The sequence below is a fragment of the Enterobacter sp. ECC-019 genome, from assembly GCF_043974075.1.
In the GTDB taxonomy this organism is placed as follows: Bacteria; Pseudomonadota; Gammaproteobacteria; order Enterobacterales; family Enterobacteriaceae; genus Enterobacter; species Enterobacter asburiae_D.
Genome location: NZ_CP143759.1, coordinates 781,840 through 796,404 on the forward strand (window position 1 = coordinate 781,840; position 14,565 = coordinate 796,404).

At 56.1% G+C, this 14,565-nt stretch carries 14 protein-coding genes; 4 read left to right on the forward strand and 10 right to left on the reverse strand.

Features of this window, described 5'->3' with window-relative positions; translation table 11 throughout:
* Nucleotides 1–49 precede the first annotated feature (49 nt).
* Nucleotides 50–859, forward strand: a complete 810-nt coding sequence (locus V1566_RS03640; RefSeq protein ID WP_395305088.1) for a helix-turn-helix domain-containing protein — start codon at nt 50–52, stop codon at nt 857–859.
* Here V1566_RS03640 and araD read toward each other — a convergent pair whose 3' ends face one another.
* The 8 genes from araD to yiaK form a co-directional block, all read right to left on the reverse strand.
* Complete coding sequence (gene araD / locus V1566_RS03645; RefSeq protein ID WP_395305089.1) at nt 860–1,555, reverse strand: L-ribulose-5-phosphate 4-epimerase; 696 nt, start codon at nt 1,553–1,555, stop codon at nt 860–862.
* Nucleotides 1,549–2,409, reverse strand: coding sequence for an L-ribulose-5-phosphate 3-epimerase (locus V1566_RS03650; RefSeq protein ID WP_395305090.1), 861 nt, complete (start codon nt 2,407–2,409; stop codon nt 1,549–1,551). Before V1566_RS03650 ends, araD begins: the two co-directional genes overlap by 7 nt.
* A 2-nt stretch (nt 2,410–2,411) precedes the next feature.
* Nucleotides 2,412–3,065 (reverse strand): 3-keto-L-gulonate-6-phosphate decarboxylase UlaD, encoded by a 654-nt coding sequence (gene ulaD / locus V1566_RS03655; protein ID WP_395305091.1) that lies wholly within the window; start codon nt 3,063–3,065, stop codon nt 2,412–2,414.
* Nucleotides 3,062–4,567 (reverse strand): FGGY-family carbohydrate kinase, encoded by a 1,506-nt coding sequence (locus V1566_RS03660; RefSeq protein ID WP_395305092.1) that lies wholly within the window; start codon nt 4,565–4,567, stop codon nt 3,062–3,064. The genes ulaD and V1566_RS03660 overlap by 4 nt, the downstream gene beginning before the upstream one ends.
* A gap of 95 nt (nt 4,568–4,662) precedes the next feature.
* Complete coding sequence (locus tag V1566_RS03665; RefSeq protein ID WP_395305093.1) at nt 4,663–5,982, reverse strand: MFS transporter; 1,320 nt, start codon at nt 5,980–5,982, stop codon at nt 4,663–4,665.
* Nucleotides 5,983–6,028: 46 nt separating this feature from the next.
* A complete protein-coding gene (locus tag V1566_RS03670) occupies nt 6,029–6,955 on the reverse strand; it encodes a DUF4862 family protein (protein WP_395305094.1) in 927 nt (308 codons plus the stop codon).
* A 26-nt stretch (nt 6,956–6,981) separates the two neighbouring features.
* A complete protein-coding gene (locus V1566_RS03675) occupies nt 6,982–7,449 on the reverse strand; it encodes a YhcH/YjgK/YiaL family protein (RefSeq protein ID WP_395305095.1) in 468 nt (155 codons plus the stop codon).
* 10 nt (nt 7,450–7,459) lie between these two features.
* Entirely contained in the window at nt 7,460–8,458 is a 999-nt protein-coding gene (gene yiaK / locus V1566_RS03680) for a 3-dehydro-L-gulonate 2-dehydrogenase (RefSeq protein ID WP_395305096.1), read from the reverse strand.
* Nucleotides 8,459–8,683: 225 nt separating this feature from the next.
* Between yiaK and yiaJ the strand changes: the two genes are divergently transcribed.
* Together yiaJ and V1566_RS03690 are read left to right on the forward strand one after the other, a co-directional pair.
* Entirely contained in the window at nt 8,684–9,502 is an 819-nt protein-coding gene (gene yiaJ, locus V1566_RS03685; RefSeq protein ID WP_021242452.1) for an IclR family transcriptional regulator YiaJ, read from the forward strand.
* 3 nt (nt 9,503–9,505) lie between these two features.
* Entirely contained in the window at nt 9,506–9,961 is a 456-nt protein-coding gene (locus tag V1566_RS03690) for a 4Fe-4S dicluster domain-containing protein (protein ID WP_395305097.1), read from the forward strand.
* A 4-nt stretch (nt 9,962–9,965) separates the two neighbouring features.
* On the opposite strand, the gene avtA is transcribed toward V1566_RS03690, so the two are convergent.
* Together avtA and V1566_RS03700 are read right to left on the reverse strand one after the other, a co-directional pair.
* Nucleotides 9,966–11,222: a valine--pyruvate transaminase gene (avtA, locus tag V1566_RS03695; protein ID WP_395305098.1), complete on the reverse strand. Its 1,257-nt coding sequence runs from the start codon at nt 11,220–11,222 to the stop codon at nt 9,966–9,968.
* Nucleotides 11,223–11,369: 147 nt separating this feature from the next.
* Complete coding sequence (locus tag V1566_RS03700) at nt 11,370–13,400, reverse strand: alpha-amylase (RefSeq protein WP_395305099.1); 2,031 nt, start codon at nt 13,398–13,400, stop codon at nt 11,370–11,372.
* Between the two features lie 314 nt (nt 13,401–13,714).
* Here V1566_RS03700 and V1566_RS03705 point away from each other — a divergent pair, with 314 nt between their 5' ends.
* Entirely contained in the window at nt 13,715–14,539 is an 825-nt protein-coding gene (locus V1566_RS03705; protein WP_395305100.1) for a protein bax, read from the forward strand.
* The last annotated feature ends 26 nt before the right edge of the window (nt 14,540–14,565 follow it).

Below are 14,565 nucleotides of genomic sequence, written 5' to 3' on the forward strand. Positions count from 1 at the left end.
AAGCGTAAGTTGAATAGCAACGGCAATAAAAGCGGAATGGTGAATATCCATGCTCGAATTATCCATAGCGCTTCCGATTAAGGTCCAAAATGGCGGGTTATTTATCTCCAGGGGCGTGGGCCGCCACCCTGCGCGAAAATTAACGTCGTGGGAGATTATTTTTGTCGAAAAAGGGACATTAACGATCCAGGAAGAAAGCACGTTATTTGTGGTAAAAGCAGGAGAGAGTTTGCTGCTTTGGCCAGACCGACGCCATGTGGGCGTGGGCGACTTTCCAGCCGATCTTAAATTTTACTGGCTGCATTTTGAGGTTGAGCATCACCCGCCCCGGTTGCCAAATTTGGCAATTGAACAACATTGCCGAGTGAGGGATGCACAGTATGTGATTTCTCTTTTTCGTCAGTTCCTGAGTGAGCAGGAGAAATTACAGCGAAGCGTGGCGCTGGAAATCATTTTATTACTGATTTTGCAGCAAATTTCTATTTCATCAGGCTATGAAGATAACGCAGATGAATCTGGTGCGGCGATGGCGTGGAAGGCGAAGCAGCTTATTCGCACGCAGTTTCATTTACCGCTTTCGACGTCGCAGCTGGCAAAAGCGTTGCACTGCAATGCCGATTACCTCGGGCGCGTGTTTCGCCGGACTTTCCATTTAACCCTGACGGAGGCAATACATCGCCAGCGCGTCAGGGCAGCGGAAAAGCTGTTGCTGGATGGCTCTGCCTCGCTCACCGAAGTGGCAACCCGCTGCGGTTTTAATGACGTGGGGTATTTTCGGCAGATCTTTTCAAAGCATACCGGGCTAACACCCGCCGTCTGGAAACGACGGTACTGTAAAGAGCATATCAACTCCGGCTGATCACTGGCCGTAATAGGCATTCACCCCGTGCTTACGCAGATAATGCTTGTCGAGCAGCTCCTGCTGCATAACCGGTAGCTGCGGCGCTAACTGGCGTGAGAACAGGCCCATGTACGCGCACTCTTCCAGCACGACGGCATTGTGGACCGCATCGGCAGCGTCTTTACCCCAGGCGAACGGGCCGTGGGAGTGGACCAGCACAGCCGGGATCTGCATCGGACTGAGATCGCGCTCCTCGAAGGTTTTGATGATCACTTCACCCGTCTGGTATTCGTATTCCCCTGCTATCTCTGTCGTGGTCATCAGGCGCGTGCAGGGAATGGTTCCGTAGAAATAGTCCGCGTGCGTTGTGCCCCAGGCGGGTAAATCCTGCCCCGCCTGTGACCAGATGGTGGCGTGGCGAGAATGCGTATGCACAATGCCGCCAATTTCCGGGTAACGACGGTACAGCGCAAGATGGGTGGGCGTGTCTGAAGAGGGTTTTTTATTACCCTCGACAACCAGGCCCGTGGCGATATTTACCACCACCATATCCTCCGCCGTCATCACGTCGTACTCCACGCCGGAGGGCTTGATCACCATCAGGCCGCTTTCGCGATCCACCGCGCTGACGTTGCCCCATGTAAAGGTCACCAACTGGTGGGCGGGCAGCGCCAGGTTTGCTGCCAGCACTTCGGCTTTGAGTTGTTCTAACATGTCATGCCTCCTTCCTGCATACGGGCTTCAATCCAGCGGCGCGCCTGGATGATTTCCAGCACCGGCTCTTTTGCTTTTTCAGTCCACATTTCAATCAGAAACGCGCCGCGATAGTTCAGCTTATTCAGCGTGTTAAACACGCCAACGAAATCGACGCAGCCTTCGCCAAACGGCACGTCGCGGAACTGTCCGGGACTTTGCGCGGTGACGGGTTGGGTATCTTTCAGGTGAATAGCCGCAATGCGGTCAATGCCCAGCGTCAGCTCGGCGGTGACGTCGTTGCCCCACGCGCTCAGGTTGCCAACGTCCGGGTAAACGCTGAACCACGGCGAGGCGAGCATGTCGTCCCACTTTTTCCATTTGCTGATGGAGTTCATAAACGCGGTATCCATGATCTCCACAGCCAGCATCACCTGCGCGGCGGCGGCCTGCTCTACCGCCCACGCCAACCCTTCGGCAAAGCGCTGCTGCGTGCCCTCATCGTGCTCTTCGTAATAGACGTCATACCCGGCAAGCTGGATGGTGCGAATGCCTAAGTCACGCGCCAGCCTGATGGCTTTGGTCATGATCTCGCGGGCGCGTTCGCGCACGGTTTCATCCCGGCTGCCAAAGGGAAAACGGCGGTGGGCAGAAAGACACATCGACGGGATCGCCACGCCGGTTTCCAGCATCGCTTCAACCAGCGAAGCGCGCTGCGTGGTGCTCCACTCGAGGCGTGATAATCGCTCGTCGGTTTCATCAACCGACATCTCAACAAAATCGAACCCGCAGCTTTTCGCCAGTACCAGGCGTTCCGGCCAGGAGAGATCTTTTGGCAGTGCTTTTTCGTAAATCCCTAACGGATGCTGACGCATAGTTACGCTCCCCAGATGTCGCGAATTTGCGAGTGAAATGCCTGCGCCACCTGCGGCGGATTAGCGGCGCCTGCCAGCGCGCGCCCGGCAATAAAGGCTTTAACGTTGATCTGCTTAAACAGCGGCAGATCGGCGGGGGTGATGCCGCCGGTAATTGAAAGCTGTAAACCGATGTCGGAGAGCGCCTTCATTTTCTCGAGATCCGCTTCGCCCCACTGCTGGCCGCTAGCCTGTGCGTCGCGCCCGCGGTGGTAGATTGCTTGCTTCACGCCGACGCGATGCCATGCGCGCGCGTCGTCCAGCGTCCAGTTACCAAAGAGCTCCATCTGGATTTCACCTCCGCAGCGCAGTGCCACCTCGTGGCCTCGCTCAACGGTTGCCAGCGGCGCGGCGCAGATGATGGTCATCCAGTTCGCGCCCGCACCAAACGCCTGCTCAGCCAGCGTTTCTCCGGCGTCGGCCACTTTCCAGTCCGCAACGACGATCTTATCCGGGCACTGCGCGCGCAGGGCGCGTACGGCGTTCAGCCCTTCAGTCAGGCACAAAATGGTGCCCGCTTCGACGATATCGACGTGATCTGAAAGCGTCGCGACGTCGCGCTGCGCGGCCTGAAGCGAAGTGTGGTCGAGCGCCAGCTGCAGTAATGGTCGGCTCATAGGTCGTACTCCTTAACACGGGCGTGATAGCCCTGTAGTGCTGAAATCAGTAGCTGGTAACGGTGATATTTGCGCTGGTAGGCCGTATGGGCGCGCATGTCGGGTTCAATCACCCGGATGTCATGTTTGAGCGCGCGCTGCGCTGAGTGGAAGTCGGTGAACACACCGGTACCCACCATCGCCGCCAGCGCCGCGCCGGAACAGCCGGTCTCTTCCACCTGCGGCAGCTCAATCGCCAGCCCGCTGACGTCGGCGAGCATTTGCATCCACACGTCCGAATGGGTCGGGCCTCCCGTGACGCGCAGCGCCTGCACCTGGGTAAAACGCTCAAGCATGCGGTTGAGGTGGGTCATGTGGCTGAACACCACGCCCTCGTAAACGGCCTGCAGAAGATGCGCGCGGGTGTGTAGCGCCTGCATGCCGTAGAAACCACTGGTCATCTCCAGCCCGGCGTTGCTGCCGTAGAGGAACGGCAGGAAGAACAGATCGCTTTCCGCTTTCGGCAGGCTGGCCACGGCGCGGTTGATTTCGCTAAACGGCATATCGCCCCACTGCGCGGTCAGCCACTCAAGGTTGCCGGACGAGGTCGGGCTGGCTTCGTGAACAATGTACTGCTGTGGGTGAACGTAGCGGCCATAGACGTACGGGAAGGGTTCGTTGTCGCGAAGCGCACTGGCGATCCCGCTGGTGACGGCCCAGGTGCCCATCACTGCATTTAGCGTGTGCTGGTCTTGCAGCCCTGCGCAGACTGCGGTGGAAACCACATCAAACAGTCCACCCACGACGGGCGTGCCCGCCGCGAGACCGGTAAGTGCGGCTGCCTGAGCGGTGATTTCCCCGCAAATTTCTGCTGAACCGACAATCGGCGGCAGGGCGCCGTCAATTTCGCTGATACCGAGCCAGCGCGTAAGCTGTGGGTCGTATTTCCCGGTATTCATGTTGTAGAGATTGGACTCGGAGATATTGCTCTCCTCGCAGCCCTTCACGCCAGTCAGACACCAGCGCAGATAGTCGTGCGCCATCATCACACAGCCAATCTGCTGGTACCGCTGCGGCTCGTTCTCTTTCACCCAGCGCAGAAGCGAGGCCGGATGCCCGGTCCACAGCGTCTGGCGCGTATGCGGATAAAGCTTTTCGGGAATACCGTCCTGCTGCCAGCGCTGCACAATGTCCAGCGCCCGGCGGTCAGAGGAGAGTATGGCATTGCCCAGTGGTTGGTCCTGTTTATCGAGCAGAAACAGTCCTTTGCCCTGAGCAGAGATGCCGACGCCTTTAATCTGGTTGCCGTTTACGCCTGAATTCTTAAGCAGCGCGGCGATGGTTGCGTGGCAGTGCTGCCAGAGCTGGGGCATATCCCGCTCCGCGTAGCCTGCGCGCGGGCTGAGCGTGGCAACGGAGAGACGTTCGATACAAACTTCCTTGCCCTGGCTGTTGTATAAACCGGCTTTCAGATAAGTACCGCCACAATCGATACCCAGCCAGAAGGGCTCTTTTTCACTCATCTTCATCTCACTTATTCGCCGGGTGGCGCTTCGCTTACCCGGCCTACGGTTCGGTTTTCTCCCTCTCCCCGTGAGAGAGGGCTGGGGTGAGGGCATCAGACCGCACGTTTATGCGGAGTCACCGTGGGATTAGGCTCCGCGCCAGCATCGCATTTCGCCGGTAACAGCAGGGCCAGCAGTGACGCCAGCGCCAGAGACACCGCCAGGCAGTAAACGCCCGCATCTTTGCTGTACAGGGTGATCAGCACGCCAACCGCATACGGGCCGCAGAACCCGCCAAGGTTGCCCAGGGCGTTGATCACGCCGCGCGCGCCGCCCGCCATCTCTGCGCTGAACAGTCGCGCCGGAATGGTCCAGAACACGCCCGCGGCGGATTGCAGGAAGAACCCGCAGCCCACCAGCGCGGAATACGCCAGCCAGGTACTCTCTTTCAGCGCCACAGACAGGAACATGCAGAGCGCAAAGCCAATCAATGGCAGGGAGACAAACAGCTTGCGCTTGCCGGTGCGGTCAGAGAGCGTAGAGAACAGGAACATGCCCGCAATGGCGCCGATGTAAGGCAAGATGGCGAGCATGCCCACCTGACCAATGCTGGTATGCGTCAGCTCTTTCAGGATGGTCGGCAGCCAGAGCGTGTAACCGTAAATCCCGGTCTGGTAGAAGAAGTTCAGGGCGATCAGCTGCCACATGGTTTTGTCGGACAGCACGGCGCTGAGCGAGGCATTTTTTACCTCTTTTCCGGCGATGGCCTGCTGCTCCGCCGCCAGCGTTTGCACCAGATAGTTTTTCTCCGCCTCTGAAATCCAGCGGGCTTCCTGCGGTCGGTCGTAAACGGTGTACGCCCACAGCACCAGCACAACGACGGACATCAGACCTTCAATGATGAACAGCCAGCGCCAGTCGAGTGCGGTAATAATCCAGCCGGACAGCGGGGCGGTGACGATCCCGGCGATGGGCACGAACATGATCACAATGGCATTGGCGCGACCGCGCTCGGCGTCCGGGAACCAGTTGCTGATCATGGTGAGCACAACGGGCAGCATCCCGCCTTCCGCCACGCCGAGTAAGAAGCGCAGCACCAGAAGCTGATACTGATTCGTCACCAGACCCGTGAGCACCGAGATCACCGCCCAGGCAACCAGCGACCAGCCGATAAACTTCTTGCCGCTGCCGTGCACGGCAATCTTGCCGCCGGGAACCTGCAGGAACAGATAGCCGATAAAGAAGATCCCGCCCGCCAGGCCTGCCATCGTTGCGGTAATACCTAATTCTTCATCCATACCACCCGGCATCGCAAACGCGATATTCACGCGGTCCATATATGAAATAATGCAGGCGATAAGAATGGGAGGAATGATTCTTAGCCAGCGCTGGCGCGGAATGTCCGCTTGTTGAGTATTCGAGTAAGTGTTCATATTTACTGTCTCAGTCAATGTAACCGGAATAGGGATATTTTTATTGTTATTGCGTTGCTTTATTCATTTCGCTAATACCGTCACGCAAAATAGCGATGCGATGGCTGACGTCAGCATTAGCATTTATTTCCAGTAATTTAATACCGGAGAATTTCAACGTTGCGGCGCTCGCCGCAGTAAAGAGTGATTTTGCGAGTTCAGTTGACATCAAACTGTCGGCGCAGAATGAAGAAAACGGCGCGTGAAGATCCTGCCATTCACCGTACTCCCCGTGGGTGGTCGTGCCCGAAAACATCAGTGCTCCCAGTTTCCCGGCTTTGAGCGCGGCCTGAACGTGGTCAAGCGGAAGGGTCGTGCTACGGCCTTCGATGGCCGACCGCGCCCAGTTGATGCAGACACTGATATCCGTCTCTTTCACCACCTCCAGCACCTGCTCTAAGGGCAGGAAACCCTTGCGCGGTGCCGGGCCAGTCATAGCATCGCAGTGTTCCAGCACCAGATCGCAGTCCCAGTCCCAGCCCGCGATTTCCCGGATCGAGCGTGAAAACGCTTCGGTAGCCTGTTCGACGGAGGTATTGCCCGCCTGTGGGGCTGCCTGCATTTCCAGTGCAATCACTTTGCCCGGATAGCGGGCGTTCACGGCGTTAACTTTCTGGTGCAGATGCCGGTAAAAGTCTACGCAGGCTTTACGCTGCGCTTCGTCGGCTGACGCCAGGCCAAACGCGCCGTTGCTGCCGCGGCGGCGCATGGTCTCCATCACTGCCGTGACGACGATTTGCCAGTCACCCGGCGTATGGCGGAACAGCCATTCATCACCAAACGGATGGAGATTTTCAAGGCACGGTTGTTCCAGCCCGCGAATGTTCGGCGTGTCGGAAAGTTCTCGCCAGAAGGTTTGTTCTTCTTGTTCCCCTTTCTGGTGAAACGAGGGTGCGCAGGGGTACGCACCAATAATAAAACCGGTGTTGGTCATTTCGCGTTCCTGTATTTATCAGAAAATTAATCTAATTCGCTGATTGCCACTTTCACCACAATTTTACGAATTGCGGATCCCTTGTTTTTAATACAGGCAGGACGATGCACATCCTGCGGGAAAAATATGGCATAGCTGCCGGGTATCATTTCGATAAACGATTCATTTTCGCTGTCGTGATAAAAAATAATATCTCGCTGTTCCAGCAATGATTCGCTTATTTCGTTATTGCCGGTATCAATAGCGATACCGATTTTCTCTTCACCCCATGCCAAAAACTGAATATCCAGATAGCGGCGGTGCACTTCCGGACGGTTCTCGTGCGGTTCCTTTGTCGTCAGGTCGAGAACCTGGGCAAAAATAGTGCGGCCTTCAATTTCCACCACGCCTGGCGCCAGGGTGGTGAAATCCGTGGTGCGCAAAAAATGAAGCGCTTTTTCAATCGCCAGCGGCAGGCGACATGGATTGGGTTGGGAAATATGTCCAAATATCATGGTCCACTCCTTACAGAGACTGGATTTTCGCCCACACACTGTCGTCGATGGTGATGCCGTCGCGGCGGTTCTCTTCCTGCAAACGGGTGAATTCATGCCCCGGCAGACGGACGGCGACGTTTTCATCAGCGCGTTCGGCGGTGGTAACGAAGTCCATGATGCGCTGCAGTTTGGCATCGCGGGTTGGGCCGTCGATCAGGCGATCAACCTCGATGGCGATAAAGATCTGCGACACGCCGTACTCGTCGCTGTTGTCCTGGGTCACTTCCGCGACGGAGGATCCGTTGGAGAGCAGGGTGGCGATCATATCGAGCACGATGGATAAGCCGGACCCTTTCCAGTAGCCCATCGGCAGAATACGGCGGTTTTTCTCAATCACGCCCGGCTCTCGGGTGAGATTGCCCTCGTCGTCAAAGCCGCCATCGACCGGCAGCCCGCGCCCGGCCAGGCGATTCACTTCCAGCATGCCGTAGGAGAACATCGACATCGACATATCGACCATGGTGATCGGGTTAGATGGAATAGCAACGATCAACGGGTTGGTGCCGATGCAGCACTCTTTTGATCCCCATGCGGGCATCACGGCGATAGAGTTGGTCCAGCAAATGCCGATATAGCCTTTCTCCGCCGCCTGCCAGCCGTAGCTGCCGCCGCGCATCCAGTGGTTCGCGTTACGCAGTGCCACCAGACCAATACCGTGATCGGACGCCAGCTCGGTGGCGCGATCCATCATCTTTTTCGCCGTCAGGTTGCCGATAGCGCGCTGGGCGTCCCACTGTTCGATAGCCCCTAATGTCATCACCCGTTTTGGCTGAGCGTCGGGAATGATATCGCCAGCATCAAGCTGCTGAATAAAGCGCGGGAAGCGGTTAACTCCGTGTGAATAAACGCCGGATTCCGTGGTGCGAGCGAACATATCGGCGCAGGCGTCTGCGGTTTCCGCTTTCACGCCGCGATCGAGCAGGACCCGATTGAACGCCGCTTTCAACTCTTCAAAGGTCACTTTCATCCCTGTTCTCCTGTTCTTTTAAGGGGCAAGTGCGAGTGCTTTTTTATCGCTAAATTTCACTATGCGAAATCTGATTTCAAATATATCGATCAAATTTTGTCAGATCAACGACATTCATGTTTTTCAAAATCGATTAAAATCAAACGGTTGTGTTTTTTCTGTTGAGATCGTGAACTGAACCACACTTTGCGCTACCATCAGGGCGCGATAAAAAGGAGCCATGTAATGAGCATGAAAGAGAGCGAAATGACACAAGAAAAAGAGAGGCCTGCAGGTAGCCAGAGCTTGTTTCGCGGCCTGATGCTGATTGAGATCCTCAGCAACTATCCGAACGGGTGTCCGCTTGCACATTTATCGGAACTGGCGGGGCTGAATAAGAGCACCGTGCACCGCTTGCTGCAGGGGCTACAGTCGTGCGGGTACGTGACCCCGGCACCCGCGGCGGGCAGCTATCGCCTGACCACCAAATTTATCGCCGTCGGGCAAAAGGCGCTGTCGTCGCTGAATATCATTCACGTGGCCGCTCCGCACCTTGAGGCGCTGAATATTGCCACCGGCGAGACGGTGAACTTCTCCAGCCGGGAAGACGACCACGCGATCCTGATTTACAAGCTCGAGCCGACAACCGGTATGCTGCGCACGCGCGCCTATATCGGCCAGCATATGCCGCTCTACTGCTCCGCAATGGGCAAGATCTACATGGCGTTTGGTCATCAGGATTACGTGGCGAGCTACTGGGAAAGCCATCAGGAACAGATCCAACCTTTGACGCGCAACACCATCACTGAGCTGAGTGCGATGTATGATGAGCTGGCGGAAATTCGCGATCGCAGCATGGCGATGGACAAAGAAGAAAACGAGCTGGGCGTTTCCTGCATTGCCGTGCCGGTATTTGATATCCACGGCCGCGTCCCGTATGCGATCTCTATCTCGCTATCAACGTCGCGCATGAAGCAGGTGGGTGAGAAGAACTTGCTCAAGCCGCTGCGCGAAACGGCAGAGGCTATCTCAAAAGAACTGGGTTTTAACGTGCGCGAGGCGTAACAGATGAACCGATTTATCAGGGCGGATTCGGAAAAATGCATTGGATGCCGCACTTGCGAAGTGGCCTGCGCGGTTTCGCATCAGGAATTCGTCACCGCAAATGATTTCATGCCCCGCATTCGGGTGGTGAAAGGGGATTCTTATACCACCGCGGTCGGGTGTCATCAGTGCGAGGATGCGCCCTGTGCAAATGTGTGCCCAACCGGGGCAATCCGACGCTCAGCCGGAGCCTGGCTCGTTGAGCAGGCGCGCTGCATCGGGTGCAAAAGCTGTATGGTGGCGTGCCCGTTTGGGGCGATGCAGGTACAGAGGGTGGGGGATCATGCGCAGGCGCTGAAATGTGATTTATGCGCGCATCGCGAGGGCGGACCTGCCTGCGTTGAGGCTTGCCCGACCCACGCGTTAAGCTGTGTCGACCCCGCCAGATTACGCACCGAACGGCTGCATCATCTGGCGTAAGAACTTACTGACCGTTTTCGCGCCAGGCGTTCTCAATCTCTTCCGCGAGAATTTTCACACCCGCTTCGATTTTTTCTGGATCAGGCACATAGTTCATGCGCATGCACTGGTGCGTATGCGGCCACGGCTTATCAAGCCCCAGGAAGAAATAATCGCCTGGTACCATCAGCACGCCGCGCTTTTTCAGGCGCTGGTAAAGCAGCTCGGTGGTGATAGGCAAATCCTTAAACCACAGCCACAGGAAAATCGCCCCTTCAGGTTTGTGGATCAGGCAGCGTTCTTCCGGCAAGTAGCGGCGAATTGTCGCAATTGTTTCCTGAACACGCTGGTAGTAGAACGGTTTGATCACGTCATTGGACAGACGCAGCAGGTCGTTGCGCTTGATCATTTCGCACATCATCGCCGGGCCAATGCCGCCCGGTGAGAGGCTGATAATGCCGTTCATATTGGTAATAGCGGTGATGATTTTCTCGTTAGCGATGATGATGCCGCAGCGGCTACCGGGCAGACCCAGCTTAGAGAGGCTCATGCACAGGACAATGTTCGGGTTCCACAGCGGACGTGCTTCGCTGAAGATAATACCCGGGAACGGCACGCCGTAGGCGTTATCGATCACCAGCGGAATGCCGTGCTGATTCGCGAGCGCATCCAGCTTCATCAGTTCATCGTCGGTGATCACGTTGCCCGTTGGATTAGTCGGACGCGATACGCAGATCATGCCCGTCTCTTCACCAATATGCAGGTGTTCAAAATCGACGTGATATTTGAACTGGCCTTCCGGCAGCAGCTCAATGTTCGGGCGCGCGGAGACGAACAGATCCTCTTCCAGGCCGGAATCAGCATAGCCGATATACTCCGGTGCCAGCGGGAACAGCACTTTTTTGGTGGTGCCATCGGCGCGACGCCCTGCGAACAGGTTAAACAAGTAGAAAAATGCGCTCTGGCTGCCATTTGTCAGTGCAATATTCTGTGGTTCGATATCCCAACCCAGCTCGTCACGCAGCATTTCGGCGAGGAGTGCCAGCAGCTCGGTTTTACCCTGCGGGCCATCGTAATTGCAAAGCGCATCGGTTGCTTTGCCGCTTTCCAGCATCTGAGCGAGCAGCGTCTGGAAATAGGTCGTCATCTCCGGGATTTGAGCCGGGTTTCCGCCGCCGAGCATGATTGCGCCCGGTGTGCGCAGCCCGTCGTTGAGGTCCTCCATCAGGCGAGTAATGCCTGAATGGCGGGTAAATTTGTCGCCGAAAAGTGAAAACGTCATAGCAGGTGATCTGTCGAGCTTATTTTGAAAGTGGGTAACCATAACGCTAGCACCGTGCTGGTGCAAATCGGGTGATGTGGTCGGATTTGTTGTTTTATAGGGCGGGGGCGGATTTGTGTAGTGAATAGTTCTGGTGAGGGGTGTGGTCTACTGATTACCTGCCCATACCACCATCACCTTATCGCCCTTGTGCTCGCGCACGAAGCCGTATCCCTCTTTCAGCGACAGCGTGGTTTGCTTGCCTTCACCGATCGCCGGATGGCGGGCGCGGAACTGGCCCAGCGTTTGCCAGTGGGCGACGGTTAGGGCCTGCTTGCCCGTGACGTCCTGCCAGTTCATATCCGAACGGGTACCCTGCAGCGGGTCGGAGCCTGTTGGCCCAAACGGACGCTCGGATTCATCCCCGTAATAGATTTGTACGCTACCCGGCGCCAGCAGAAGCAGCTCCGCCGCGCGCTGGCCCCCTTCGCGGAACAGACGCGTATCGTGTGATGAGAGATAGCTCAGCACGTTGAAGCTTTGCAGCTTCTCCGCCATCTGCTGCCAGGTGAGATCCATGTCAGCCAGGCAATCCACCGCTTTTGCCGCCTGCTCCTGATAATCAAAGTTGATCATCGCATCAAAACCGTGGCGGTAATAATCGCTTTGCATCACCCCGTGGCCCCAGGATTCCCCGGTCATCCAGAACGGTGCGTTGTCGAGCTTTTTGTCCGGGTTCGCCCCTTTCCAGGCGGCCAGCGCCTGGCTTGCCTGGTCTTTCAGCTGTTGCCAGGCCGCAAGCTCAACGTGTTTAGCCGTATCCACCCGGAAACCGTCGATGCCGTAGTCACGGACCCACTGGCTGAGCCAGTGGGTCAGATAATCGCGCGGGGTATATCCCGGGATGGCCTTCGCATGAGTATCGGGCTTGTGTTGGTAAAAGTTTGGCAATCCGGAAGGCGTCGTGGATTCCGTTTTCAGATCCGGCAGAAATGCCAGCGACATGGTCAAATCATCGAAGCCAGGGTTGTCGTAATCGCCGATATCGGTGCGGATCCACTTTTTCCCCCACCATTTTTCCCATGCGGCTTTGTCGCCAAAGTTGATGTAGTCGTTAAAGCTGTGCCAGCTTTGCCCCGCGCCCGGCTTCCAGTCTGTCCAGCGTTCTCCCAGCGTCTTTTTCAGCTCATCACCCTGCAGGTACAGGGCACCAAACTGATACTCCTGCATGTCTGCCAGCGTGGCATAGCCAACGTGGTTCATGACGATATCGAACAGAACGCGGATCCCGCGCTTGTGCGCTTCGTCGACAAGCTGGCGCAGGTCATCCTCAGTGCCCATACTGGCGTCGAGCTTTGTCCAGTCCAGGGTGTAGTAGCCGTGATAGGCGTAGTGAGGGAAATCTCCTTTGGTGCCACCGCCTACCCAGCCGTGGATCTGCTCAAGCGGGGAGCTTATCCAGAGCGCGTTGACGCCCAGTTGCTGCAGGTAGTCGAGCTTGCCGGCGAGTCCCTTGAGGTCACCGCCGTGGAAGGTGCCAATCTCCTGCATGCCGTCTTTATGGCGACCGTAGCTGTTGTCGTTGCCCGGGTCACCATTCACGTAACGGTCGGTCAGCACAAAATAGACGGTGGCGTTTTGCCAGCTAAACGGCGCAGGCTTGTCAGTTTCGGCGCGCTCAAGCAGCAGCAGGCCGTTACTGTTGGCGGCAGGCTGCAGGGTTATTTTTCCATTCTGCACCGTCGCCGTCTGTTTACTGTAGTAGTCGCGCACCACGGAGCCTTCCGGGAAGGTACTGCTGACGTCCAGCGTCAGCGGTTTGCCGTCCCACTTCGGACACTGGCGGATGACGTTTGCAACCGGCTGTTCTGCGGCACTCTGAATCGTCAACAGCAGGGTGGGCGTGCCGGAGCGGGTATCAATCCGCATCTGGTAGTCACCGTTGCGGAAAAGGCGCCACTGCGGCGGCGTGCCGTTACAGGGCTTGAGCGACAGCATCTCATTGAGTTTTATCGCGTCCGCAGGCTGCCAGCACGTCTTGTCAAAACTCAGCGTCAGAGGACGCGTACCCTTCGCAAGCTTTGCCTGGCTGGTGAAGACCCCGGTGCCTTCGGCGCTAAATGCGCTAAATCCCGGCGATGACCAGTCGGCATGCGCCAGTGTGGGTAACATAAGAAAGGCTAATGCGGTGCGTTTCATTCCTTTTTCCTGTCGCGGCATTTTTGACCAGTGTGCCATCAGGCGAAGGGTAAAAACTCATCCCCCATCGCTTTCTGCCAGGAGGATGCGTGAGGATGAGTGATCTCGCGCAAAATTAAGCAGTTAACTGCGATACCGCACACATTTTTTCGGGAATGGTGTTTTTGTGAGCAAGTTTTAGATGACATAGTTTCGGAATTGGACTATTTCTATACGTGCTCTTGAAGTCTATTTTTGATATGATTTGAGATTCCGCTCTCAAATTTGTGAAAAAAATAAGGTGTTGGGATGATTACATCCGACCAGGAGACCTAATGATATCGACTCCCATTCGACGATATGGGGCTGCGATACTCATGTTACTCACCACGGCATTTTCGGGTGAGGTGCTTGCGAAGACGCACACGGATACAACGAGTAAGAAAGCCCACGTAATACAGACGACAAGTAGTAAGGTTAGCAGTAAACAAGAGTATTCTCGCAATAGTGCAAAGAGTAGTTCACTTCCTGATTTGCGAAAATACCCTTCCGGAACACCAAGGAAAAAAGCGTTTCTCCGGACGGTAATGCCTTACATCACGAGTCAAAATGCCGCGATTACTGCGGATCGTAACTGGCTGATTTCCAAACAGTACGATAGCCGCTGGTCGCCGTCAGAGCGCACGCGTCTGAAAGATATCACGAAGCGCTACAAGCTGAGCTGGAACGGTAACACGCGTCGTGTGCCGTGGAATGCTCTCCTTGAGCGTGTAGATATCATCCCGGGCAGCATGGTTGCGACCATGGCTGCTGCCGAAAGCGGCTGGGGGACGTCTAAGCTTGCGCGTAGCAACAACAACCTTTTCGGCATGAAATGTGTGAAAGGTCGTTGTAATAATGCCCCTGGCAAGGTGAAAGGCTATTCGCAGTTTGAATCTGTGAAGGATTCTGTCAGCGCCTACGTGGTGAATCTGAACACGCACCCGGCCTACTCATCGTTCCGTAAATCACGCGCTCAGCTGCGTAAAGCGGACCAGGAAGTGACGGCCAGTACGATGATCCACAAGCTGAAAGGTTATTCGACAAAGGGACAGAGCTATAACAACTATCTGTTCGCCATGTACCAGGATAACCAGCGCTTAATCGCCGCCCATATGTAATCTCAAAAAAACGCCTTCCACTGGAA

What these genes read in the sequence shown, in the direction of transcription:
- V1566_RS03690 (WP_395305097.1), top strand. Translation starts at nt 9,506, where the DNA reads ATGAACCGATTTATCAGGGCGGATTCGGAAAAATGCATTGGATGCCGC.
- V1566_RS03670 (WP_395305094.1), bottom strand. Translation starts at nt 6,955, where the DNA reads ATGACCAACACCGGTTTTATTATTGGTGCGTACCCCTGCGCACCCTCG.
- V1566_RS03665 (WP_395305093.1), bottom strand. Translation starts at nt 5,982, where the DNA reads ATGAACACTTACTCGAATACTCAACAAGCGGACATTCCGCGCCAGCGC.
- V1566_RS03640 (WP_395305088.1), top strand. Translation starts at nt 50, where the DNA reads ATGCTCGAATTATCCATAGCGCTTCCGATTAAGGTCCAAAATGGCGGG.
- yiaK (WP_395305096.1), bottom strand. Translation starts at nt 8,458, where the DNA reads ATGAAAGTGACCTTTGAAGAGTTGAAAGCGGCGTTCAATCGGGTCCTG.
- ulaD (WP_395305091.1), bottom strand. Translation starts at nt 3,065, where the DNA reads ATGAGCCGACCATTACTGCAGCTGGCGCTCGACCACACTTCGCTTCAG.
- araD (WP_395305089.1), bottom strand. Translation starts at nt 1,555, where the DNA reads ATGTTAGAACAACTCAAAGCCGAAGTGCTGGCAGCAAACCTGGCGCTG.
- V1566_RS03675 (WP_395305095.1), bottom strand. Translation starts at nt 7,449, where the DNA reads ATGATATTTGGACATATTTCCCAACCCAATCCATGTCGCCTGCCGCTG.
- V1566_RS03650 (WP_395305090.1), bottom strand. Translation starts at nt 2,409, where the DNA reads ATGCGTCAGCATCCGTTAGGGATTTACGAAAAAGCACTGCCAAAAGAT.
- avtA (WP_395305098.1), bottom strand. Translation starts at nt 11,222, where the DNA reads ATGACGTTTTCACTTTTCGGCGACAAATTTACCCGCCATTCAGGCATT.
- V1566_RS03705 (WP_395305100.1), top strand. Translation starts at nt 13,715, where the DNA reads ATGATATCGACTCCCATTCGACGATATGGGGCTGCGATACTCATGTTA.
- V1566_RS03660 (WP_395305092.1), bottom strand. Translation starts at nt 4,567, where the DNA reads ATGAGTGAAAAAGAGCCCTTCTGGCTGGGTATCGATTGTGGCGGTACT.
- yiaJ (WP_021242452.1), top strand. Translation starts at nt 8,684, where the DNA reads ATGAGCATGAAAGAGAGCGAAATGACACAAGAAAAAGAGAGGCCTGCA.
- V1566_RS03700 (WP_395305099.1), bottom strand. Translation starts at nt 13,400, where the DNA reads ATGAAACGCACCGCATTAGCCTTTCTTATGTTACCCACACTGGCGCAT.